Origin of the sequence: Celeribacter ethanolicus (assembly GCF_001550095.1) — a bacterium.
GTDB classification, from domain to species: Bacteria; Pseudomonadota; Alphaproteobacteria; order Rhodobacterales; family Rhodobacteraceae; genus Celeribacter; species Celeribacter ethanolicus.
The window spans coordinates 16,204-38,020 of sequence record NZ_LRUC01000043.1; the positions used below are offsets into that span (position 1 = coordinate 16,204).

Sequence of the window (21,817 nt, forward strand, 5' to 3'; positions counted from 1 at the left end):
GCACAGTTCGGCGGCGATTTGATCGTATGGACAAACCCGCCGCGCGCCCCTAGCGTCGCCCGATGATCTGGTTTTCCCGCCTGCCCGCGCAATCGCGTGGCATTCTCTACATGCTGATTTCCGTCACCGTCTTCTCCTCGATGGACATGACCGCCAAGCTTCTGGGCCAGCGGGTGGATCTTTCGCAGGTGCTCTGGGCACGCTACGGTGGTCAGCTTCTGGTGCTGGTGCTGATCTTTGCGCCCCGACTGACACGGGCGCTCAGGACCGAACACCCCTGGCTGCAACTGGCCCGCGGGCTGATGCAACTGGGCGCCGCCGCCTGTTTCTTCAGCGCGCTGCGCACGCAGGGTCTGGCGGAGACCACCGCCATCGCCGATCTGGCCCCCGTGTTCATCACCCTCGGCGCGGCGCTTTTTCTGGGCGAAACCGTCGGACCGCACCGCATGACAGGGATCGTCGCAGCGCTGATCGGTGCGCTGATCATCATCCGCCCGGGTGCTGCGGTATTCGCCCCCGCCTCGCTCTGGCCTCTGGGCACCGCTGCCTGTCTCGCGGGCTACGCTCTGGCCACCCGCTACATCGGATTGAAGGAAAGCCCGCTCACCGGGCTCCTCTATTCCGGGCTGATCTGCACCGGGGTCATGAGCCTGATTGTACCGTTCCGCTGGATCGCCCCGGACAGCACGGCCCTGATGCTCATGCTGCTGATCGGTTGTCTCGGCACGGTCGGGCAATTGATGATGATCCGCGCCTATGCGGTCGCGGAAGCCTCGGCCATCGCGCCGTTTTCCTATGCCGGGCTTCTGGCCGCTGCTGGCTGGGGGCTTCTCGTCTTCGGCACGGTGCCGGACCGCTGGACCGTCCTCGGTGCTCTTGTGATCGTGACCGCCGGGCTCTATGTCTGGCACCGGGAACGCAGGAACGGCACGGCAGACCCCGTGCCCGAGGAAATGGGGCAGCCATGAAGGTTAAACGCGGAGAGATCGAGGGCACATTGGGGCAGTACCTTGGCAATCTCGCCACGCGCGGGCTTTTGTCCATGGCACTTGCCCTGCCCTATCGCAGCCGCGTGCGTGCCATGGGCTGGTTCATGGCACATGTCTTTGCGCCACTCGCGGGCTACAACACACGGGTGCGCGCCAACCTGCGCCATGTGTTGCCGCAGATGCCGGAGGCGGAGGTCAAACGCCTGATGCGCGCGGTGCCGGACAATGCCGGGCGCACCCTGATCGAGATCTATTCCGGTCCCGAATTCATCGCCCGGATGAAGGACATCCGCTTTGAGGGGCCCGGCGCCGAGATCCTGCGCGAGGCGCGTGACAATCGCCGCCCCGTGATCCTGCACACCGGGCATTTCGGCAATTACGACGTACCACGCGCCGCCCTAATCGCCCATGGCTATGACGTCGGGTCGCTCTACAACCCGATGAAGAACAAGTTTTTCAACGAACATTACGTCAAGGCGATCGGCACCATCGGCCAGCCGCTGTTCCCGCGCGGACGCCGGGGCTATGCGCAATTGCTCAAACATCTGAAATCCGGCGGGATGATCGGGTTTCTCTCGGATGTCTATGTCAACCAAGGCGCGCTCCTGACGTTTTTCGGCCAACCGGCACCCACCGCCCTGTCGGCCGCGGAACTCGCCTTGAAATACGACGCGCTTCTGGTGCCGATCTATGGCGTGCGGCTCGAGGACGGGTTGAATTTCCGGGTACAGGTCGAGGCCCCCGTCCCTCATTCCACCCCCGAGGAGATGGCGCAGGCACTCAACGACAGTCTCGAAGCGATCACGCGCCAGCACATGGAACAATGGTTCTGGATTCACCGCCGCTGGAAGCCTGAGAAACAGGCGCGCAGACAGGCGAAACTCGAAGCCGAAAAACGCCGCGCCGCGGAAGATCGGGGAGAAGAGTAAGGCAAGCTGCCGAAGCGGGAGCCTCAGTCGAGACGGCTCGCCGCCAGGATCGGACCAGGTCCCGTCGGGGTTGCCGCCTGCAGGATCACCGCAACGCTTTCCGGCCCGCGCGCATCGACCGTCACGGCCAGCGGCGCAAGCCCGTTCCATTCCGCCAACGGTCGCCATTCGGTGACGATATTGCTGTAATCCACCACTTGCCCGGCGTTTTCGCCGCGTTCGATGGTGACCCGCTCATGCGGATCGAAGCGCACGACCTGAAGTCGCATCGCGGGTGGCAGAGGCCCCTCGGGCACCGCCGTGATCGACAGGCGCTCGCCCTCGCGGGTCACGGTGAGATCGACCGGCGCCGGCGGCGCGCTCATCTGATGCATGACCATATCGGCGAGGTGCATCGGCTTGGCTCCGACGAGAAAATCCGCCCCCTGCACGATGATCTGCGGCGTGTAGATCGTGCGTTTGCCGATGGCATGGGCGTAGGATTTCTGGCGAATGGTGAATTGCGGCTGGGCGAAATGATCGCGCCAGCCGATATAATCCCAGTAATCGACATGCAGTGACAGCGGCAGAATGCCCTCACGCGTCGCCAGCTCGCGCATCATTTCGTCGGCGGGCGGACAGGAGGAACATCCCTGCGAAGTGAAGAGCTCGACCACCACGAGATTGTCGTCCGGGTCGGCCAGCGCGGGCATGGCGGTGAGCGATGCCAGCATGCCAAAGGCCAAAAGGCTCCCACGGGATCGGGGGAGGAAATCGGTCATGGCTGCCAGAATCTGTCGCATAGAGGCTCCGTCGGTTGCCTTACAGGTCTAAGCCGGGATGGGCGCCGAGGCCAATCAAGGATTTGCGAGAAGCTGTTACAGAGCCGCGAAACTGTCCCAAAATACAGGAAAAGGGCGGCATTTCTGCCGCCCTTCATAGATTTTGCGCTCTGCTATCCGATCAGAAATGCGCGGATTTTGCCGTGCTCGGCACCTGAAGCGGCGGTGCGAATTTGGTCAGGTCGATGCCCTCGACCGCCTTCTTGTACTCGTCGAGCGTCGGCGTGCGGCCCAGAATGGCGGACAGAACCACGACCGGGGTCGACGCGAGAAGGCTTTCGCCTTTCTTCTCGGCGCTGTCTTCCACGACGCGGCCCTGGAACAGGCGGGTCGAGGTCGCGAGCACGGTGTCGCCCTTCTCGGCTTTCTCCTGGTTGCCCATGCAGAGGTTACAGCCCGGACGTTCGAGGTAGAGCGTGTTCTCGTACTCGGTGCGCGCCTGCGCTTTCGGGAAGAGATCGTCGAACTCGAAGCCGGAGTATTTCTGCAGCACTTCCCAGTCACCTTCGGCTTTCAGCTCGTCGATGATGTTGTAGGTCGGTGCGGCGACCACGAGCGGCGCTTTGAATTCGACCTTGCCGGTCTCTTTCTCCAAGTTCTTGAGCATCTGAGCGACGATTTTCATGTCGCCCTTGTGCACCATGCAGGACCCCACAAAGCCCAGATCCACCTTCTTCTCGGCGCCATAATAGGAAACCGGACGAATGGTGTCGTGGGTGTAGCGCTTGGAGACGTCGGCGTTGTTCACGTCCGGGTCGGCAATCATCGGCTCGTCGATCAGGTCGAGATCCACGACAACCTCGGCGAAGTATTTCGCACCCTCGTCCGGGGTCAGTGCCGGTTTCTCGCCGGATTTGATCTCGGCAATGCGCTTGTCGGCTTTGTCGATCAGGCCCTGAAGCGTTTTCGCCTCGTTGTCCATGCCCTTATCGATCATCACCTGAATGCGGGATTTCGCCAGTTCCAGCGAGCCGATCAGCGTGTCGTCATTGGAGATACAGATCGAGGCCTTCGCCTTCATCTCCGCAGTCCAGTCGGTGAAGGTAAAGGCTTGGTCCGCCAGAAGCGTACCGATGTGCACTTCGATCACGCGGCCCTGGAAGACGTTGTCGCCGCATTGCTTGAGCATCTGCGCTTGGGTGGCGTGCACCACGTCGCGGAAGTCCATGTAATCTTTCATCTGACCTTTAAAGGTCACTTTGACAGACTCGGGGATCGGCATAGTCGCCTCACCGGTCGCCAGCGCCAGAGCCACGGTGCCGGAGTCGGCGCCGAAGGCCACACCTTTGGACATCCGGGTGTGGCTGTCGCCGCCCACAATGATGTCCCAGTCGCTCACGGTGATGTCGTTCAAGACCTTGTGGATCACGTCGGTCATGGCGTGATAATGGCTCTCCGGATCCCGCGCGGTGATCAGGCCGAATTTGTTCATGAAAGCCATGAGTTTGGGAATGTTGGCCTGAGCCTTTTTGTCCCAAACGGAAGCGGTGTGACAGCCGGACTGATAGGCGCCATCGACGGAGGGCGAAATCACGGTTGCGGCCATGGCTTCGAGCTCTTGGCTGGTCATCAGACCCGTGGTGTCCTGAGAGCCAACGATGTTCACTTTGACGCGCACGTCGGAGCCAGCCAGAAGCGGCTCTTTCGCACTGACGCCCACAGCGTTCTTGTTGAAGATTTTCTCAACGGCGGTCAGGCCCTGACCCGGGTTGGTGATCTCTTTCGACGGCGCGAAGACCAGCGGCGCTTCGACGCCCAGCGTCTCGGCAGCGATGGTCTGAAGTTTCTTGCCGAAGACGACGGCGTAGGAACCACCGGCCTTCATGAACTCGACCTTTTGCGGCGTGAAGGCGGAGGAGACGTCGGCCAGCTCGGTGCCGTCGGCATCGTAGAGTTTCTTCTCTTTGGTGTTGATGGTCAGCACCTTGCCGGTCTCGACAGAGTATTTCTGCTCAAGGATCGGATCGCCATTCTCATCGAGAACCGGCTTGCCGTTCTCGTCGAGTTTCTTGACCCAGTTCTTGAGATCGAGGCCAATGCCGCCAGTCACGCCCACGGTGGTGAGGAAGATCGGCGAAATGCCGTTGGTCCCGGCCACGACCGGGGCGATGTTGACGAATGGCACATAGGGGGAGGCCTGTTTGCCGGTCCAGAGTGCGACGTTGTTCACACCGGACATCCGGGACGAGCCCACACCCATGGTGCCTTTTTCCGCGATCAGCATGACGCGGGCCTCGGGGTGTTTCTTTTGCAGTTCCTGGATTTCCGCCTGCGCTTCCGGCGTGATCATGCATTTGCCGTGCAGCTCACGGTCGGAACGCGAGTGCGCCTGATTGCCCGGGGACAGAAGGTCGGTGGAAATGTCACCCTCGGCGGCGATGTAGGTGACGACTTTGATCTCTTCTTCGACATCCGGCAGTTTGGTGAAGAATTCGGCCTTGGCGTAGCTTTCCAGAATGTCTTTTGCGACCGCGTTGCCGGCCTCATAAGCGGCTTTCAGACGGTTCGTGTCGGCCTCGTAGAGGAAGACCTGGGTCTTGAGCACATCGGCGGCCTTGGCGGCCAGAGCGGCATCATCCCCCAGCGCGATGTCGAGCAGCACTTCGATGGACGGCCCGCCCTTCATGTGGGACAGCAGTTCAAACGCGAAATCCGGGGTGATTTCGGCGACAGTGACCTCGCCCAGAATGATTTTCTTGAGGAAAGCCGCCTTCACGCCCGCCGCCGAGGTGGTGCCCGGCAGGGTGTTGTAGATGAAGAAGTTCAGCGCGTCCTTGCGGTATTCGCTGCCCGTGTCTTCGATCAGGGAAATCAGCTCGGCAACCAGCGCGCCATCGTCGATGGGCTTCGGGTGCAGCCCCTCGCCTTTGCGCGTTTCGATCTCGGTTAGGTAGTCGGTGTACAAGCTCATGACGGTCCCTGACAATTGGTGACAGAAGGTGGTGACGGAAAGAGGGAAAGCCGGGACCGCCAGCATGGCGCGAAACCCGACTCTCCGATTTGTATGCAAAAGTATACCATGCGAATTCCGGTTGCAAGACGTTCAGCAACGGCAAGGCACATTCTGCGCGATATTTTCCAACTTTCTCTGCACGAAGACACAGCTCCCGCGCAAGCACTCAGTGCACTGTGCGGGAAAGCTCAGCATCATGGACAAACCCTGCAAAAGGACTAAGTTTCCCCCAGCACCACGCAGGCGGAATCACACGGGTTCCGCCACGCAGTTTCACATATCCGGAGGTCCCCATGACAGTTGTTGTCGGTCAAGATACCGCAAAAACCCGCCGCGAACTTGAGGTGAACGGACAGAAAATCGCCTATTACTCGATCCCCGCCGCACAGGAGGCCGGTTTTGGCGATTTCTCCAAGCTCCCCGCTTCGCTGAAAGTCGTGCTGGAGAACATCCTGCGGTTCGAGGATGGCGGCTTTTCCGTCTCCACGGATGACATCAAGGCCTTTTCTGAGTGGGCCGAGAAAGGTGGGCAGAACCCGCGCGAGATCGCCTATCGCCCGGCCCGCGTGTTGATGCAGGATTTCACCGGCGTGCCCGCAGTCGTGGACCTTGCCGCCATGCGCGACGGCATTCTGGGCCTCGGTGGCGACGCCAAGAAAATCAACCCGCTCGTCCCCGTCGATCTGGTGATCGACCACTCGGTGATGATCGACGAATTCGGCAACCCGCGCGCCTTCCAGATGAACGTCGACCGTGAATATGAACGCAACATGGAACGCTACCAGTTCCTCAAATGGGGCCAGACCGCGTTCGAGAACTTCCGCGTCGTGCCGCCGGGAACCGGGATTTGTCACCAGGTGAACGTCGAGTACCTCGCGCAGACCGTCTGGACCGACAAGGATCAGAACGGCGTGGACGTCGCCTATCCCGACACGCTCGTGGGCACCGACAGCCACACCACCATGGTCAACGGGCTTGCCGTTCTGGGCTGGGGCGTTGGCGGGATCGAGGCCGAAGCCGCCATGCTCGGCCAGCCGATCTCCATGCTGATCCCCGAAGTTGTGGGCTTTAAACTCACCGGCGAGATGGTCGAGGGCACCACCGGAACGGACTTGGTGCTCAAGGTCGTGGAAATGCTGCGCAAACACGGCGTTGTCGGCAAATTCGTTGAATTCTACGGCGACGGTCTCGACAAGCTGCCGCTCGCGCAACGCGCCACCATTGCCAACATGGCGCCAGAATACGGCGCGACCTGTGGCTTCTTCCCGATTGACGCGGAAACCCTGCGCTACCTGCGCCAGACCGGTCGCGACGAAGACCGCATCGCTTTGGTCGAAGCCTATGCCAAGGAAAACGGATTCTGGCGCGGGGCGGATTACGACCCGATCTACACCTCAACGCTGCACCTCGACATGGGCACCATCGTTCCGGCGATCTCCGGCCCGAAACGTCCGCAGGATTATGTTGCGCTGACGGACGCGGCTTCGTCTTTCGCGAAAGTGGTCGCGGATTATCGCGGCATCGACGTCTCAGACGCCGCCAAGGATATGCTGGACGAAGGCCCCGCGGCAACGAAATCTGTCGACATCCGCAAATCGCACCCCGTGAAGGGCAAGGAGTTCGACCTGCATGACGGCTCGGTCGTGATCGCCTCGATCACGTCCTGCACCAACACCTCGAACCCCTATGTGATGATCGGCGCCGGTCTCGTTGCCCGCAAAGCACGCGCGCTTGGTCTGAACCGCAAACCTTGGGTGAAAACCTCCCTCGCGCCCGGCTCTCAGGTCGTGACCGAATATCTTGAGGCCGCTGGCCTGCAAGAAGACCTCGACGCCATCGGGTTCAACCTTGTCGGTTACGGTTGTACCACCTGCATCGGCAACTCCGGCCCCATCGCGCCCGAGTTTTCGGAAGCCATCGCCGAGGGCGATCTCATCGCCACCTCCGTGCTCTCGGGCAACCGCAACTTCGAAGGCCGGATTTCCCCGGACGTGCGCGCCAACTACCTCGCCTCCCCGCCCCTCGTTGTGGCCTATGCCATCGCGGGCGACATGAACATCGACCTGTCCTCCGAGCCGATCGGTCAGGACAAGGACGGCAATGACGTCTTCCTGAAAGACATCTGGCCGACCAACGAGGAAATCTCGGAGCTCGTGGACAAAACCGTGACCCGTGAAGCCTTCCTCAGGAAATACGCCGATGTGTTCAAAGGCGACGAGAAATGGCAGGGCGTCGAAGTCTCCGGCGGCGAAACCTACGACTGGCCGCCAGAGTCGACCTACATCCAGAACCCGCCGTATTTCCAAGGCATGTCCCCGGAAAAAGGCACAATCGCGAACATCGAGGGCGCGAAAGTGCTTTTGATCTTGGGCGACATGGTCACCACCGACCACATCTCGCCGGCCGGCTCGTTCAAGGAAAGCACCCCGGCGGGTAAATTCCTCACCGAGCACGGTGTTCCGGTGCGGGAATTCAACTCCTACGGCTCGCGCCGCGGCAACCACGAGATCATGATGCGCGGCACCTTCGCCAACATCCGGATCAAGAACGAGATGCTCGACGGGGTTGAAGGCGGCTACACCAAAGGCCCGGACGGCGAACAGACCTCGGTCTTCGAGGCGTCCATGGCCTATCAGGCCCAAGGCACGCCGCTCGTGGTCTTCGGTGGCGAACAATATGGCGCGGGCTCAAGCCGCGACTGGGCCGCGAAAGGCACAGCCCTTTTGGGCGTCAAAGCCGTAATCGCCGAGAGCTTTGAGCGCATCCACCGCTCGAACCTGGTGGGTATGGGGGTTGTGCCCTTTGAGTTCACCGGTGGCGACACCCGCAAAACGCTGGGCCTCAAGGGCGATGAGACCATCACCATTCTGGGCCTCGACACGGTCAAACCGCTTGAGACCCTCGATTGCGCGATCACCTATGGCGACGGCTCGACCAAAACGATCAAGGTCAAGTGCCGCATCGATACCCAGCCGGAGATCGAATATATCGAGAACGGCGGCGTGCTGCATTATGTGCTGCGGAATTTGGCGAAGTCGTAAGCAAAGCGCGCCTCAGAGATGTGAAAGCCCCGCGGAAACGCGGGGCTTTTGTTTTGAGTATTTGTGCAACAAAGGAAACGGGTTAGGTTTTCCGAAAAGGAGAACGCGATGCGGATTGGAACGATCTTGGCGGGCGGGCTGATGCTTTGCGCGCAGGGGGCTTTTGCAGACTATGACACCTGTGTCGGTCTCAATGCCAATGCGCGTCCAGTCGAGGTGATCGACGCCTGCACGGTCGCGCTGGCGACAAAACTGTCGGATTATGAACGCGCAGAGGCTTTGGCCGCGCGCGGAGTGGCGTGGCGGCAACTTGGCGAAAATGGAAAATCTCTCAGGGACTTGCGACAGGCCAAACATCTTGAGCCCTCGCACAATACGCAGCGGATGCTGGCGTGGACCTGGCATGAGCTGGGCTATGACAAGACCTCGGAATGGCTTTACACGCGGGTGCTGAAAGAGGCGCCGACGATGCAGGGGTATCTGTCGCGCTGTGTGGTGCGGCTTGATCTCGGCAAGGATGAGCTGGCGGTTCAGGATTGCGGCGAGGCGATGGATCTCGACAGTGAAAGCGAGGACGTGACCTATTTCTACGCCCGCGCGCTGAATGTCACGGAGCGCCCGCAAGACGCGCTTGAGGTGGCGGAGCGGGGGCTGGAGTTTCATGCCAAGACCAGCGCCCGGCTTTATGTGCAAAAGGCGATTGCGCTGGTCGGTCTTGAGCGGGCGGATGAGGCGATTGCAACCGCCAGGGCCGCACAGAAGCGGTTTCCGCAGGACGAAAGCCTCGCCAAGTTCCTGGCGCTTGCCGAAGACTGGTAATCCGTCGGGATTGATCAGTCCGCCAGCCGGATCGGGCGTTCGTCCAAGGCGGCGGCCTGTTCCGGGCTCAGCGCCTCGGGCAGCACCACTTGGGTGTGGATGGTGAACACCACCGCGCGGGTCTCCGGCAGGCGCACGAGGCTTTGCCGCTCAACCCGGATGTATTTCGACGTGTTCGTGCCATGGCGCAGCTCGCCCTCCGAGCGCGGATCGCAGAGATGCGCATCGGAGCGTGAGGCGGTGCCGCGCATCAGTCCCCTGCCCACCTGCACCCCGTTCATCATCCGCTGCACACGGGTGGCGAGATCGGGCGTGTAGACCTCAATCGGTTTGTGAATGCGGAGCATGGGCTTCATGAATTTCTGCGGCAGACGCCACCCGGAGGGAAAACACAGCGCCGCGCCGGTCAACACGCTCTCATCGGTCGCACCGCTCGGATCGGGCTGCATCAGGCAAATGTCGCATTGCAGCAGACGCCCCATAGTGTGCATCGGTGCCTCTCGGTCCAGGGCCACGGCGGCACCATCGGGGCGGACCACCTCTGCCTCCGACACCTCGAACCCAAGCCTCGGCAAAAGGCCAAGAAGCATGTCGAAAAGTTCCAAGGCCGCGGGTCTCGCGCTCTCATCAAGGCCGACAACCTCCTGCGGCACCGTGGCGATCAGGTGATCGCGGAGCGCCATTTGTTCACCGTAAGCCGTATCGACTTCGAGCCAGTCGCTCAACTCGAACGGGATCACCCCCGGCAACCGCGCCGTGCGCGGGTCTGCCCAAGGGGCAAAGCTCAGTTTTGTCTGTAGAATCGGCTCCATGACCGAATGCTGCGCCGGAATTCCACGCATCGGAAGGGGCCAGAGAGGCGTATCCCTGAGGCCAGCTCCTCAGCTCTTGAAAACCGCCTCCAAATCCGGCGCGGTGAGCACGAACTGATCGTCGGAGCCTACGTAATTGTCACCATGCAGGCGCGCGATGGGCCGGTAGACCTCCGGGTTCACATAATGCCCCTCGGCATCGAGACAGTCACGCCGCACATGCATCTGCACCACCCCGCCGATCACCAGAACCCGGTTCGGCCAGTCGAGCAGACGTTCGGTGCGGCATTCGAACACACAGGCGGCGCCCTTGATTTTCGGCGCGGAAATCATTGTACAAGGCTCAGTCTCGACGGCTGCCAAAGCCAGTTCATCGACGCCCGAAGGGACCGGCAGCCCGGCGATCAGCATGGCCTCGGACAGCGCCATATCCACCATGTGAATGGCGAATTCGCCGGTGCGGCGGATGTTGGCAGCGGTGTCCTTTTCCTGTTCGGGTTTGGACGCGATGCCAAGCACCAGAAGCGGCGGCTCAGACGACATCACGTTGAAAAAACTCATGGGGGCCGCGTTATACGAACCGTCCGCGTTCACCGTCGTGACCAAGGCGATCGGTCGCGGCCCGACGAAATTCGTGAGCAACCGGTAGCGGTCGCGGGCGGGAAGCGTGGTAAAATCGAACTGCATCTCATGTCTCTCTGACCGGGGTACGGCCAGAGAAACAGAGAGCCACGCGAATGTCCATCAGGCCGGGGCAAGCCCCATCTCTTCTGCGGACCTGGCATCGAATTCCATGGACCGCGCGATGCAAGGCTGAGCCGCACAGCGCGCCACCCAGTCGCGGATTGCGGGCACATCGGGCGTGGCCTCGGGGAACCATAGAAACGGCGAAGCGATCAGCAGGTCGGCGACACTGTAGCGGTCGCCCAAAAGGAACGCCCGCCCATCGAGGCCGGCCGCCAGATAGGCAACGGCCTCCGGCATGCCCCGGAATGATGCGCTCAGAACCGGATGGGAGAGCCCGGCGAGCCGATGCATATAGACCGGCTCCAGAACATTGCCGTACCAGAACAGCCAGCTCAGATAAGCCCCCCGCCCCGGCGCACCGACCTCGGGGGCAAGATCGGAGGGAAACCGGTCGGTGAGATAGAGCAGGATCGCATTGCTTTCCCGGATCATCTCGCCCTCCTCCGTGACCAGAAGCGGCACCTTGCCCTCGGGATGCGGATTGTTCGGATCGCGCGCGCCAGAGCCATCCTGACGCGGGATGTCGGTGAGCCGGATGTCGACCCGGTCGAGCGCGTCGAGCGCCATGAGCAGGGTGACGATCCGCGAACTGCGGCTGTTCGGAGCGTGGTACAGGGTCAACATGGGAGATCCTTTCAAGACTATGCAACTGCGGCGGATCATGGCAGGCTCCTGCTGTCAGAAACCGTCAGCAGGGCTCTGGCATCTTTGGCTGTGAAAGGAGGGCCACATGGCCAAGTCGGATCGTCTGTTTCGCCTGATGCATCTCATGCGCAGCCTGCGCCCGCCGGTGACGGCTGGCGATCTGGCGCGGGAACTGGGCGTGTCGCAACGCACGCTCTATCGCGACATCGGCGCGCTTCGGGCCTCGGGTGCGCGGATCGAGGGCGAGGCGGGTTTCGGCTATACGCTGACAGAAGATTATGCCCTGCCGCCGCAGAGCCTGAGCCAGATCGAGATCGAAGCGCTGGTGCTTGGCCTCTCGGAGGTGCGGCTGCGCGGCGACCCCGCTCTGTCAGAGGCGGCGCGCAATGCTTTGGCGAAAATTACGGCGAGTTTGCCCGAGGAAAAGCGTGCACAAATCGAACATTGTGTGGGGTTGGTCCACCGGTATTTGCCACAAAAACAGTACGAAGCCGACCTTTCCCTGATCCGACAAGCCTGCTGGCAGGAACGTGCGCTCCGGCTGGGCTATCGGGATCGGCAGGGCCGGGAAACCCTGCGGGAGATCTGGCCGCTGGCCATTGTCTATCTCGACAAGGAGCTGATGCTGCTGGCCCATTGTCGGTTACGCGACGCGTTTCGGCAATTTCTTGTCGGTTCGATCCTGTCGCTCGACTGGGGGCAGACATCCTTTCGCCCGCGGCGGGTGCCGATGCTGCGCGACTATCTTGCAGAGCTTCGCTCCCGCCATGTGATCTCGCCCTATTGCGAAGAAGGCCGCCAGATGATGGCCGAGAAAGAGATTACAGCACCGCCTTGACGGCCTCCGGCGGGCGACCGAGCGCCACGCCCTTGTCGCTTTCCACCACCGGACGCTCCATCAGCCGGGGATGCGCCGCAATCGCGTCCAGAATCGCCTCCGGATCGGAGGATGCGGTAATCCCGAGTTCCTTGGCCTCCGCCTCTTTCGCCCGCAGAAAGGCGCTGACCGGCAGGCCGGAATGTGCCACCAGTTCCGCAAGTTTCTCCCGCGACACCGGTGTCTCCAGATAAAGCACCACTTCGGGGCTGATCCCCGCCGCCTCGATCAGTTTCAGCGTTTCGCGCGATTTCGAACAGCGGGGATTATGATAGATGCGTGTCATTTCGACCTCTTTTCCGGGGCGGTCCTCCCGTCCCAAGCCCTTTGGAACAAAGAGGAAACAGAATGTTTCCGGTCTGCCCCCGATTCAAATGATGTTCGATTAACCTTTAGCGCCTATTTCTACTGGCATGAAACAGATCTTTGCCGACATTCCTCTTCCCGCGACGGAACTCCTGCTGCTCCTGTGCTTCTTCATCGTGATGATGATCGTCTGATGCGTCGCGCGAAATGCGCCGCGAACCATGTGGCACGCCCCGTGCCAGTCACATCCCCGCCTCATAATCTTCCTGAACAGTCTGACGGTTGAAACCCTCCCACCCCGGGCGTAATGTCGCAGGGATTTTTCGATTTGGGAGGACAAGATGTCCGAGAAAAAACAAGGCTTTGACACCATTCAGGTGCATGCGGGCACGGCCCCCGATCCGGCCACCGGCGCGCGTCAGGTGCCGATTTATCAAACCACCGCCTATGTGTTCAAGGACGCCAAGCACGCGGCGCGCCTCTTCAATCTCGAAGAGGTCGGCTATATCTATTCCCGCCTGACCAACCCGACGATCTCCGCCTTGCAAAATCGCATGGCGGCGCTCGAGGGCGGTGCCGGCGCCGTGTGCTGTTCCTCCGGTCACGCCGCGCAGATCATGGCGCTTTTCCCGCTGATGGCGCCGGGCAAGAACATCGTCGCCTCGACCCGGCTCTACGGTGGCACGCTCACCCAGTTCACCCAGACCTTCAAACGCTTCGGCTGGTCGGCGACCTTCGTCGATTTCGACGACTTCGACGCGGTGCGCGCGGCCATTGACGAGAACACCCAGGCGATCTTCTGCGAAAGCCTTGCCAACCCGTCGGGAGCGATCATGGATCTCGACGCGCTGGCCGAGATTGCCGACACGGCAGGGATTCCGCTGATCGTCGACAACACCTCGGCGACACCCTACCTGTGCCGCCCGATCGAGCATGGCGCGACCCTTGTCGTGCATTCAATGACGAAATTCCTCACTGGCAACGGCACCGTGACCGGCGGCTGTGTCATCGACAGCGGCAAGTTCGACTGGGCAGCCTCCGGCAAGTTCCCGTCACTCTCCGAACCGGAACCCGCCTATCACGGTCTTGATTTCCAAGACACTTTCGGTCCGCTCGCCTTCACGTTCCATGGCATCGCCGTGGGCCTCCGCGATCTTGGTATGACGCTCAACCCGCAGGCGGCGCATTACACGCTGATGGGAATCGAAACCCTGTCGCTGCGCATGCAGAAACACGTCCAGAACGCGCGGGAGATTGCAAACTGGCTCGAAGGCGACGACCGTGTCGAGGCGGTGACCTATTCCGGCCTGCCCTCCTCGCCCTATTATGATCGGATGACCCGGATCTGTCCGCGCGGCGCCGGGGCGCTGTTCACCGTGGCCTTGAAGGGCGGCTATGACGCCTGTGTTCAGACCGTGTCGAAACTCGAGCTGTTCTCCCATGTGGCCAATCTCGGCGACACCCGCTCGCTGATCATTCACCCGGCCTCGACAACCCACAGCCAGTTGACACCTGAAGACCAGGTCAAAGCCGGCGCCGGTCCGAACATCCTGCGCCTGTCGATCGGGATCGAGGATGCCAACGATCTCATTGCCGATCTGGATCAGGCGCTGAGCTGATCCCTGCATCCCGGGAAAACTGCAAAACCCGCCGGAGTTCGGCGGGTTTTTCTTTGTGCACTCATGCGGACTGCACGCGGGACAATCGCCACCCGACCCAGATGATCGACAAAGCGATGAAGAGCAGCACCCAGAACGGCCAGAAGATGAACACGATCATGATCATGGCGCCGGTAGTTTGCGAACATCCCGTCGTGTTCATGCCGCAGCCCATGGCGATCAGCCAATATGTCCCATAGGCGATCAGCGGGATCAGAACCGCACCGAACACCATGAGGAAGGCGCCAAACCTCTGTTTCACTCCGCCGCCTTCGCGATCTCCGGCTTGATATATTTCTCCGCGATCTCCGCCGTGATCGGCCCGGCGAACCGGTAGGCGATCTTGCCCTCGCCGTCGATGATATAGGTCTCCGGCACACCGTAGACGCCCCATTCCAGCGCCGTGCGGCCCGGTTCGTCCTGTGCGATGGCGGCATAGGGATTGCCCAACTCTCCAAGGAATTTCAGGGCGTTGCCTGCCTCGTCCTTGTAATTGATGCCATAGATCGTGATGCCCTCCTCGGCCAGCACCTCGAGTTGCGGGTGTTCGACCCGGCAGGGCGCGCACCAAGAAGCCCAGTAGTTCACCAGCTTGACCTTGCCGTCGCGCAGCATCTCGTCGGAGAGCGGTGGCAGATCGCCCAGCGGTGTCACCGAGGCGATGGAGGGCGCATCGCGACCGATCTGAGAGCTTGGCAATTGCTGCGCGTCCTCACGCCCCATGCCGAACATGAACAGGCCTGCGAGACCGGCAAAGAACACCAGCGGCAGGGCAACGAGAGGATTGATCTTAGCCATGGTTGCGGCGCTCCTCGGCCTCTTTCAAAAGACGTTTCATTTTCGCGGAGCGCGCCAGAGAGCGCCAGATCAGCGCTGCCAAGAGCAGCAGGGTCACCCCATAGGCCATCAGGACATCGCCCGCGTATTTCCCAAGATCCGGCATCATTGCTGCGCCCTTTCCCGCATGTCCAGCGCATGCAAACGGCGCGCACGGATTTCGGTCCGGGTCCGCAGCAGCACGAGCGTGATGAACAACAACACGAACCCCGCAATTGCCACCAGCGCCGGATACCAATAGACATCTGCCACGTTTTCTTCGGCGTCCATCGAAAGCGAAGCGCCCTGGTGAAGCCCTTGATTCCAGAAGAGAACCGCATAGCGCGACAGGATCGCAAACACCGAACCGACAAGGCAGAGCACGGAGGTCAGATCGGCCGCTGTGTCCGGGTTATCAATCGCCTCCCAAAGCGCCATATAGCCGAGATAGAACAGCAGCAGGATCAGAAACGAGGTCAGCCGCGGGTCCCACTCCCAATAGGTGCCCCACATCGGCTTGCCCCAGATCGCCCCGGTGAACAATGCGATCAGCGTCATCGTCATGCCGATGGCGGCGGCAGATTTGGCGGCCAAGGCCGACACATGGTGCCGCCGCACGATCCAGATCAGCGAGGCCACCAACATCATCGCCCAGATGTTGATCGCCATCATCGCGGAGGGCACATGGAGGTAGAAAATCTTCACCGTCGCGCCTTGGCGATAGTCATCGGGGGTGAAGAAAAAGCCCCAGACCAGCCCGGAGGTCAGGACCAGAGCCGCCAGAACCGCGAAATAGGGCAGCGCCCGGTCGGTCCACCACATGAATTTCCGTGGATTTGCCCATTCCCAGAAGGCATTCCAGTTGATGGCCATAAGCTGTCTCTCTCCCCAATGATCCGCGCCAGCCTAAGCGGAAGCGCGACACATCTCAACTCACCTTAAAGCGACACGAATGGCCGCCGCTGCGGCAAAGGGCAGCAAGGCCACGGCCCCGAGCGTGATCCCCGCCTGCATCGCAAGCGGCGTTCCGACCAGAAAGCCCCCGGCCCCGCGCCGAACCACTTCGGCGCCGAAAATCAGCGTCGGAATATAGAGCGGCAGGACCAGAAGGCTCAAAAGCAGCCCGCCGCGTTTCAACCCCACGGTCAGCGCCGCCCCGAAGGCTCCGATGAAGGACAGCGCGGGTGTCCCGATCAAAAGCGTGACGATCAGCCAGCGATAGGCGGCGCTGTCGAGATGCAGCAACAGCCCGAGCGCGGGCGCGGCGATCACCAAGGGCAGACCCGTGGTGATCCAATGGGCAAAGGCCTTCATCGCGACGACACCCTCGAGCGGGATCGGTGCCGTGGCTAGGAGATCCAGCGAACCGTCCTCGAAATCGAGCGCGAAAATGCGGTCGAGCGACAGCAGACAGGCGAGAAGCGCACCGACCCAGAGAATCCCCGGCGCAATGGCCGAAAGCATCTCCGCATTCGGCCCGACACCGAAGGGCACCAGAGTGACAAGGATCAAGAAAAACCCGAGGCCAAGGCCGAAGCCGCCGCCCGAACGAAACGCCAGGGTGATGTCACGCCAGAACAGCCGGATCATAGGAAACTCTCGTCAAAATCGTTGCGGATAACATCATGACGCGCCTTGTAAGGCGACACGTCAAACACGGTTTCCTCGAAGCCGAGATGAATATGCGTCGCGATCACCGCCGCGCCGCCACCGTCCACATGGACCTTCACAGCCTTGGCGAAAAGCTCGACGGAAGCAACATCGAGCGACACGGTCGGCTCGTCCAGCACCCAGACCGGACGTCCGGTGACCATGAGCCGCGCGAGCCCGAGACGGCGTTTCTGCCCGGCGGACAGGTTCCCGGCCGGCCGGTCACGCAAGGTCTCGAGATTGAAATCCCGCAACGCCGGCGCAATGTCCTGCCCACCATAGACACCGGCCCAGAAGGCAAGGTTTTCCGAGACGGTCAACGTCGCCTTCAGCCCGTCCGCATGGGCCGCATAGGCCACCGCATCGGGCGCGGCCTCGACCGTTCCGGCATAGGGCGGCTGAAGGCGCGCGAGGGTGCGCAGCAGTGTGGTCTTGCCCGCCCCGTTCGGCCCGCGCAGCACAAGAATTTCTCCCGGCGAGACGGCGAAATTCAGCCCTTCGAGGACCGGCATGCCGCCCCGGGAGACGGTCATATCTTTGACGGAAATCAAACTCATGGGCGCCTTTTTACAGCGATTCTAATATTTCGACCTGACGTGTGTCAAAGCCCGGCTCAAACCGGCAGCAACGCGACCGCGACGCGGCGCCCCTCTGAGGCCAGCACATTATAGGTCCGCGCCGCCGTGGGGGTCGCCATATGCTCGAGCCCAAGCCCCGCCTCATCCATCGGCCCGCGGAAGGCGGGCGGCAGATGGGTCATCTCCGCACCGGTGCCGACAATGACGAAATCGACCCGCGCGCGGATCTCCAGCAGCGCCTCGGTGTCGGCATAACCGCCCCACGGAATGACCTGCTCGCCACAGATCAGCACCGCCCCCTCATAGGCCTTGCCGCCAACGCGGAACATGTTCGGCCCGTAACCATCGACCGGCACGGCATCCTGAAACGGCATCTCGTTGAACTGCATGGCGCTCTCCTCTGGCGAAAAGGCCCGCGACACGCGCGAGCCTCTCCTTTGTGCTTAAAATACTCAATCCCGCGCGCGCGTCAAACCGCACTGCCGTCGGTCTGAATGCCCGGCGCGGGCTCTTTTTTGTCCCAGTCGCGTTTGACGCCGAGCCACAACAGGATGTTGGAGGCAACAAACACCGACGACCAGGTCCCGACCACGACGCCAAGCGTCATCGCGAAGACAAAGCCCCGGATCACGTCGCCACCCAGCACCAGAAGCGCAATCAGCGCGATCAGCGTGGTGCCGGAGGTCATCACGGTCCGCGACAGGGTCTCGTTAATCGACATGTTGAGCACGCCGCCGAGGTCCATCTTCTTGTATTTGCGCAGGTTCTCGCGGACCCGGTCGAACACCACCACGGTGTCGTTGAGCGAGTAGCCGACGATGGTCAGAAGCGCTGCGATTATGGTGAGATCGAACTGAATGCCGAAAAGGGCAAACACCCCGATGGTGATCGCCACGTCATGTACGAGCGCCACCACGGCGCCGACGGCGAACTGCCATTCGAAGCGCAGCCAGATATAGAACAGCACGGCGGCGATGGCGGCAGCCACGGCCTCGACTGCAGTCCAGATCAGCTCGCCCGAGACCTTCGGCCCGACGGATTCGACGGAGGGGAAGGTGATCGAGGGATCGACCGTTTTCAACGCATCCTCGACCATCTGCACGGTTTCCGGCGTGATCGCCTCGACCTCGTCCTGGGCCTGAATGCGGATTTGCGACACATGCTGGTTCTCGGCGAAATTCGGATCATAGACCTCGGTGATCGACACATCGCCAAGGCCGAGCGTCGAGAGCGCGGCACGATATTCGCCGACATCGACGGCGGATTCGGACTGGGTCCGGATCGTGGTGCCGCCCTTGAAGTCGATGCCGAAATTGAGCCCCAGAGAGATGAAGGACACCAGTGCCACTGCGACCATGACGGCGGAGAAGCCGAAGGTGATCCTGGCGCGTTTGAAGAAATCAATCGCGGTGTCGGCAGGCACGAGATGCACCCCCTTGAGCGTCCAGCCCTTGCGGTTCTTGCGCCCGTACCACATCACGACCATCGCACGCGTCACATAGATCGCGGTGAAGACCGAGGTGATCAGACCCAGAGCCAGCGTCACGGCAAAGCCCTTGACCGGACCGGAGCCCATGACGAACAGGATCGCGGCGGTGATGAAGGTGGTGATGTTGGCGTCGACAATGGCCGACAGCGCCTTTTCATAGCCAAGCTCGATCGCCCGCGCGGTGGACTTCGAATTCTTCAGCTCTTCGCGGATGCGTTCGAAAATCAGCACGTTGGCGTCCACGGCCATCCCGACCGTCAGCACGATCCCGGCGATGCCCGGCAGGGTCAAGGTGGCCCCGATGGAAGACAGAAGCCCGAACAACAGCCCGACGTTGATGATCAACGCGATATTGGCGAAGATCCCGAAGAGGCCATAGGCCAGCGCCATAAAGATCAGCACGGCGGCAAAGGCGACCATGGTCGCGATCTTACCGGCCTCGATGCTGTCGGCACCGAGCTCCGGCCCGATGGTGCGTTCTTCGAGGAAGTTGATCTTGGCCGGAAGCGCACCGGCACGCAGCAGAACCGACAACTCGGTCGATTCCTCGACAGTGAAGGAGCCGGTGATCTGGCCGGAGCCGCCCCGGATCGCGTCCTGAATGCGCGGCGCGGAGATCACTTCGTTATCGAGCACGATGGCGAACAGCGCGCCGACATTGGCGGCGGTATAATCGCCGAACTTGCGCGCGCCGGTCGGGTTGAACCGGAAGGTCACCGAAGGTCGCCCGTTCTGGTCGAAGGCCGGTTGGCTGTCGGTCAACTCGTCGCCGGAGACCACGGCGGTCTGTTCGAGAATGTAATAGATGCCCGGCTCATTGACCGAAGGCGCGATGAAATTGCGCGCGCCGGGGGCCTCATCCGGGTTGGTGGTGCGGCCCACGACCGGGTTGAAGGTCAGCTTCGCGGTGGTGCCGATCAGCGATTTCAACTCGGCGGCGGACCCGATGCCCGGCACCTGAATGAGAATGCGGTCCTCGCCCTGACGCTGGATCGTCGGCTCGCGGGTGCCGACCTCGTCGACCCGGCGGCGAATGATCTCCAGCGATTGCTGCATGGTACGGTCGTCCGTGGCGGCTTTTTCCGCCTCGGACAGCTCGACCGTGATCACATCGTTGACGGCAGAGACCGCGATGTCCTTTTCGCCCGCAGCGGTCAGCGACACCACCGGCGTGCCGAGCTTGCGCACGGTCGCCAGAGCGGTTTCCATGCCGGAAGCCTCGGAAATGCGGATGCGGAGCTGGCCTGCGGGCGCGTCCAGACGACGGATCGTGCCCACCGTGTCGCGCTCGTCGCGCAGCGCGTCACGCACCTCCGGCCAGAGCGCATCCATGCGCGAAGCATAGACCTCTTCCACCTGCACTTCGCCCAGAAGATGCGCGCCGCCGCGCAGGTCGAGACCGAGGTTCACAAGCGAGGACGGCAGGTAGGACGGCCAGGCATCGCGCGCCGCGGCCCGCTCCGGGGTTTCGCCGGACTTCTCAATCGCCGCGATGGCGTCGTTATGCCCCTCGACCCGCGGATAGAACGCGTTGGGCAAGGCGGCGAGAAGACCGAGGGCCACGAGCCCCCAGATGACGATCCGTTTCCAGAGAGGCATTTGCAACATGGGAATGTCCTGAGACGTCTTTCAAAAGGGAAAGGCCCGCGCGGGTGGCGGGCCTTGTATATTCACGCGTGCGCGATCAGCTTTCCGCGACAGGTTCGGTTTTCGACACCACGGCGCTCAACGTGGCTTTCTGCACCTTCACCTTCACGCCCTCGGCGATCTCGACCTCGACGAACCCGTCTTCACGCACCTTGGCGACCTTGCCCATGATGCCACCGGCGGTCACAACCTCGTCGCCACGGCGCACGGCTTCGATCATTGCCTTGTGCTCTTTCATTTTCTTCTGCTGCGGGCGGATCATCAGGAAATACATGATCGCGAAGATCAGGATCAGCGGCGCGAAAGACATCACCGGGTTGGGGGAAGCACCTGCGGCCTGCGCATAGGCGGGGGTCACGAACATCTGTTGGTCCTTTGTGTCACTTGTGTGTTTCTCGGAGGGTGACCCTTGCCACCCCATGAAAGTCGCCGCGCACCCTATAGGCGGGATTTAGCCTTGTCCAGCCGGGCCCGACCTTAGGTCACGCGCTCGTTAGAGGGTTACTTGAACCGCCCGCCGCGCTGAATCACTTCGATCTTGTAGCCGTCCGGGTCGGTGATGAAAAAGAACTTTGCCACGCGGGTTCCGGCAGGGGCGAAATCGACGATCTTGCCGGGGGCAAGCCCTGCCGCGTCCATCCGCGCATGTTCGGCGTCCAGATCCTCGACCGACACCGCGAAATGCCCGTAGCCATTGCCGAGATCGTAAGGCTCCGTGGTGCCCTTGTTGATCGTCAGCTCAAGTTCGAACTCCGAAAGCGGGTTCGACATATAGATCAGCGCGAAATCCGGGAAATCGAGCTTGTCGGCCACCGTGAGCCCAAAGGCCGCCTCGTAAAACGCAACAGACCGCCCCTCGTCGAGCACGCGGATACAGGTGTGGATGGCTTTGGCTGGCATAGGCTCCCTCATCTTCCGTTTCCCGTTAGATGTGTGCAAACAGCCCTGAGAGCAAGGGGGCAAGACGGAATACAAGCGTGGATTGTCCCAAATCCCCCTTCCCTCCTCTCTTCCCCTGTTGCATAACCGCGCCCAAACCA

22 protein-coding genes are annotated in these 21,817 nt (G+C 61.7%); 6 read left to right on the plus strand and 16 right to left on the minus strand.

All coding sequences use genetic code 11. The features are described 5' to 3' along the window. The first annotated feature begins 62 nt into the window (after nucleotides 1-62). Together NH195_RS15695 and NH195_RS15700 are read left to right on the plus strand one after the other, a co-directional pair. A complete protein-coding gene (locus tag NH195_RS15695; protein WP_066709006.1) occupies nucleotides 63-968 on the plus strand; it encodes a DMT family transporter in 906 nt (301 codons plus the stop codon). Continuing rightward, nucleotides 965-1,918: a lysophospholipid acyltransferase family protein gene (locus tag NH195_RS15700; protein WP_066709008.1), complete on the plus strand. Its 954-nt coding sequence runs from the start codon at nucleotides 965-967 to the stop codon at nucleotides 1,916-1,918. Before NH195_RS15695 ends, NH195_RS15700 begins: the two co-directional genes overlap by 4 nt. 23 nt (nucleotides 1,919-1,941) lie before the next feature. Here NH195_RS15700 and NH195_RS15705 read toward each other — a convergent pair whose 3' ends face one another. Together NH195_RS15705 and NH195_RS15710 are read right to left on the minus strand one after the other, a co-directional pair. After that, nucleotides 1,942-2,679: a DUF1223 domain-containing protein gene (locus NH195_RS15705; RefSeq protein ID WP_238379780.1), complete on the minus strand. Its 738-nt coding sequence runs from the start codon at nucleotides 2,677-2,679 to the stop codon at nucleotides 1,942-1,944. Nucleotides 2,680-2,860: 181 nt separating this feature from the next. Beyond that, the gene (locus tag NH195_RS15710; RefSeq protein ID WP_066709011.1) at nucleotides 2,861-5,650 is read right to left on the minus strand and encodes a bifunctional aconitate hydratase 2/2-methylisocitrate dehydratase; all 2,790 of its coding nucleotides are present in this window, start codon (nucleotides 5,648-5,650) and stop codon (nucleotides 2,861-2,863) included. 335 nt (nucleotides 5,651-5,985) lie between these two features. Here NH195_RS15710 and acnA point away from each other — a divergent pair, with 335 nt between their 5' ends. Further along, complete coding sequence (acnA, locus tag NH195_RS15715) at nucleotides 5,986-8,733, plus strand: aconitate hydratase AcnA (RefSeq protein WP_066709014.1); 2,748 nt, start codon at nucleotides 5,986-5,988, stop codon at nucleotides 8,731-8,733. Nucleotides 8,734-8,841: 108 nt separating this feature from the next. Continuing rightward, nucleotides 8,842-9,552 carry a tetratricopeptide repeat protein gene (locus NH195_RS15720; protein ID WP_066709017.1) on the plus strand — a complete coding sequence of 237 codons (711 nt, stop codon included), beginning with the start codon at nucleotides 8,842-8,844 and terminating at the stop codon, nucleotides 9,550-9,552. 14 nt (nucleotides 9,553-9,566) lie between these two features. Here the strand turns inward: NH195_RS15720 and NH195_RS15725 are convergent, their stop codons facing one another. Genes NH195_RS15725 through NH195_RS15735 form a run of 3 tightly spaced genes read right to left on the minus strand, consistent with a single transcriptional unit; the run spans nucleotide 9,567 to nucleotide 11,735 of the window. Further along, nucleotides 9,567-10,394 (minus strand): heme-dependent oxidative N-demethylase family protein, encoded by an 828-nt coding sequence (locus NH195_RS15725; protein ID WP_238379781.1) that lies wholly within the window; start codon nucleotides 10,392-10,394, stop codon nucleotides 9,567-9,569. A 39-nt stretch (nucleotides 10,395-10,433) separates the two neighbouring features. Continuing rightward, nucleotides 10,434-11,051, minus strand: coding sequence for a flavin reductase family protein (locus NH195_RS15730; protein ID WP_066709019.1), 618 nt, complete (start codon nucleotides 11,049-11,051; stop codon nucleotides 10,434-10,436). A 57-nt stretch (nucleotides 11,052-11,108) separates the two neighbouring features. Further along, nucleotides 11,109-11,735, minus strand: coding sequence for a glutathione S-transferase family protein (locus NH195_RS15735; protein ID WP_066709021.1), 627 nt, complete (start codon nucleotides 11,733-11,735; stop codon nucleotides 11,109-11,111). A gap of 106 nt (nucleotides 11,736-11,841) precedes the next feature. Here NH195_RS15735 and NH195_RS15740 point away from each other — a divergent pair, with 106 nt between their 5' ends. Further along, nucleotides 11,842-12,594, plus strand: a complete 753-nt coding sequence (locus NH195_RS15740) for a helix-turn-helix transcriptional regulator (protein WP_066709023.1) — start codon at nucleotides 11,842-11,844, stop codon at nucleotides 12,592-12,594. Here NH195_RS15740 and arsC read toward each other — a convergent pair. Beyond that, nucleotides 12,578-12,919, minus strand: a complete 342-nt coding sequence (gene arsC / locus NH195_RS15745) for an arsenate reductase (glutaredoxin) (RefSeq protein WP_066709030.1) — start codon at nucleotides 12,917-12,919, stop codon at nucleotides 12,578-12,580. The genes NH195_RS15740 and arsC overlap by 17 nt on opposite strands. A 361-nt stretch (nucleotides 12,920-13,280) precedes the next feature. Here arsC and NH195_RS15750 point away from each other — a divergent pair, with 361 nt between their 5' ends. Next, nucleotides 13,281-14,558: an O-acetylhomoserine aminocarboxypropyltransferase/cysteine synthase family protein gene (locus NH195_RS15750; protein ID WP_066709033.1), complete on the plus strand. Its 1,278-nt coding sequence runs from the start codon at nucleotides 13,281-13,283 to the stop codon at nucleotides 14,556-14,558. A 61-nt stretch (nucleotides 14,559-14,619) separates the two neighbouring features. Here NH195_RS15750 and NH195_RS15755 read toward each other — a convergent pair whose 3' ends face one another. The 10 genes from NH195_RS15755 to NH195_RS15800 form a co-directional block, all read right to left on the minus strand. Beyond that, nucleotides 14,620-14,859 carry a hypothetical protein gene (locus tag NH195_RS15755; protein WP_066709034.1) on the minus strand — a complete coding sequence of 80 codons (240 nt, stop codon included), beginning with the start codon at nucleotides 14,857-14,859 and terminating at the stop codon, nucleotides 14,620-14,622. Next, nucleotides 14,856-15,395, minus strand: coding sequence for a DsbE family thiol:disulfide interchange protein (locus tag NH195_RS15760; RefSeq protein WP_066709036.1), 540 nt, complete (start codon nucleotides 15,393-15,395; stop codon nucleotides 14,856-14,858). Before NH195_RS15760 ends, NH195_RS15755 begins: the two co-directional genes overlap by 4 nt. Then, the gene (gene ccmD / locus NH195_RS15765; protein WP_066709038.1) at nucleotides 15,388-15,543 is read right to left on the minus strand and encodes a heme exporter protein CcmD; all 156 of its coding nucleotides are present in this window, start codon (nucleotides 15,541-15,543) and stop codon (nucleotides 15,388-15,390) included. Before ccmD ends, NH195_RS15760 begins: the two co-directional genes overlap by 8 nt. Next, nucleotides 15,540-16,286, minus strand: a complete 747-nt coding sequence (locus NH195_RS15770; RefSeq protein WP_066709040.1) for a heme ABC transporter permease — start codon at nucleotides 16,284-16,286, stop codon at nucleotides 15,540-15,542. Before NH195_RS15770 ends, ccmD begins: the two co-directional genes overlap by 4 nt. A 60-nt stretch (nucleotides 16,287-16,346) precedes the next feature. Further along, nucleotides 16,347-17,003 (minus strand): heme exporter protein CcmB, encoded by a 657-nt coding sequence (gene ccmB / locus NH195_RS15775; protein ID WP_066709042.1) that lies wholly within the window; start codon nucleotides 17,001-17,003, stop codon nucleotides 16,347-16,349. Next, nucleotides 17,000-17,620, minus strand: a complete 621-nt coding sequence (gene ccmA, locus NH195_RS15780) for a heme ABC exporter ATP-binding protein CcmA (protein WP_066709045.1) — start codon at nucleotides 17,618-17,620, stop codon at nucleotides 17,000-17,002. The genes ccmB and ccmA overlap by 4 nt, the downstream gene beginning before the upstream one ends. 56 nt (nucleotides 17,621-17,676) lie before the next feature. Then, complete coding sequence (locus NH195_RS15785) at nucleotides 17,677-18,030, minus strand: Mth938-like domain-containing protein (protein ID WP_066709048.1); 354 nt, start codon at nucleotides 18,028-18,030, stop codon at nucleotides 17,677-17,679. 80 nt (nucleotides 18,031-18,110) lie between these two features. After that, the gene (gene secD / locus NH195_RS15790) at nucleotides 18,111-20,738 is read right to left on the minus strand and encodes a protein translocase subunit SecD (RefSeq protein ID WP_066709051.1); all 2,628 of its coding nucleotides are present in this window, start codon (nucleotides 20,736-20,738) and stop codon (nucleotides 18,111-18,113) included. Between the two features lie 76 nt (nucleotides 20,739-20,814). Continuing rightward, nucleotides 20,815-21,141, minus strand: a complete 327-nt coding sequence (gene yajC, locus NH195_RS15795; protein WP_066709053.1) for a preprotein translocase subunit YajC — start codon at nucleotides 21,139-21,141, stop codon at nucleotides 20,815-20,817. A gap of 137 nt (nucleotides 21,142-21,278) precedes the next feature. Beyond that, entirely contained in the window at nucleotides 21,279-21,677 is a 399-nt protein-coding gene (locus NH195_RS15800) for a VOC family protein (protein ID WP_066709056.1), read from the minus strand. Nucleotides 21,678-21,817 lie beyond the last annotated feature (140 nt).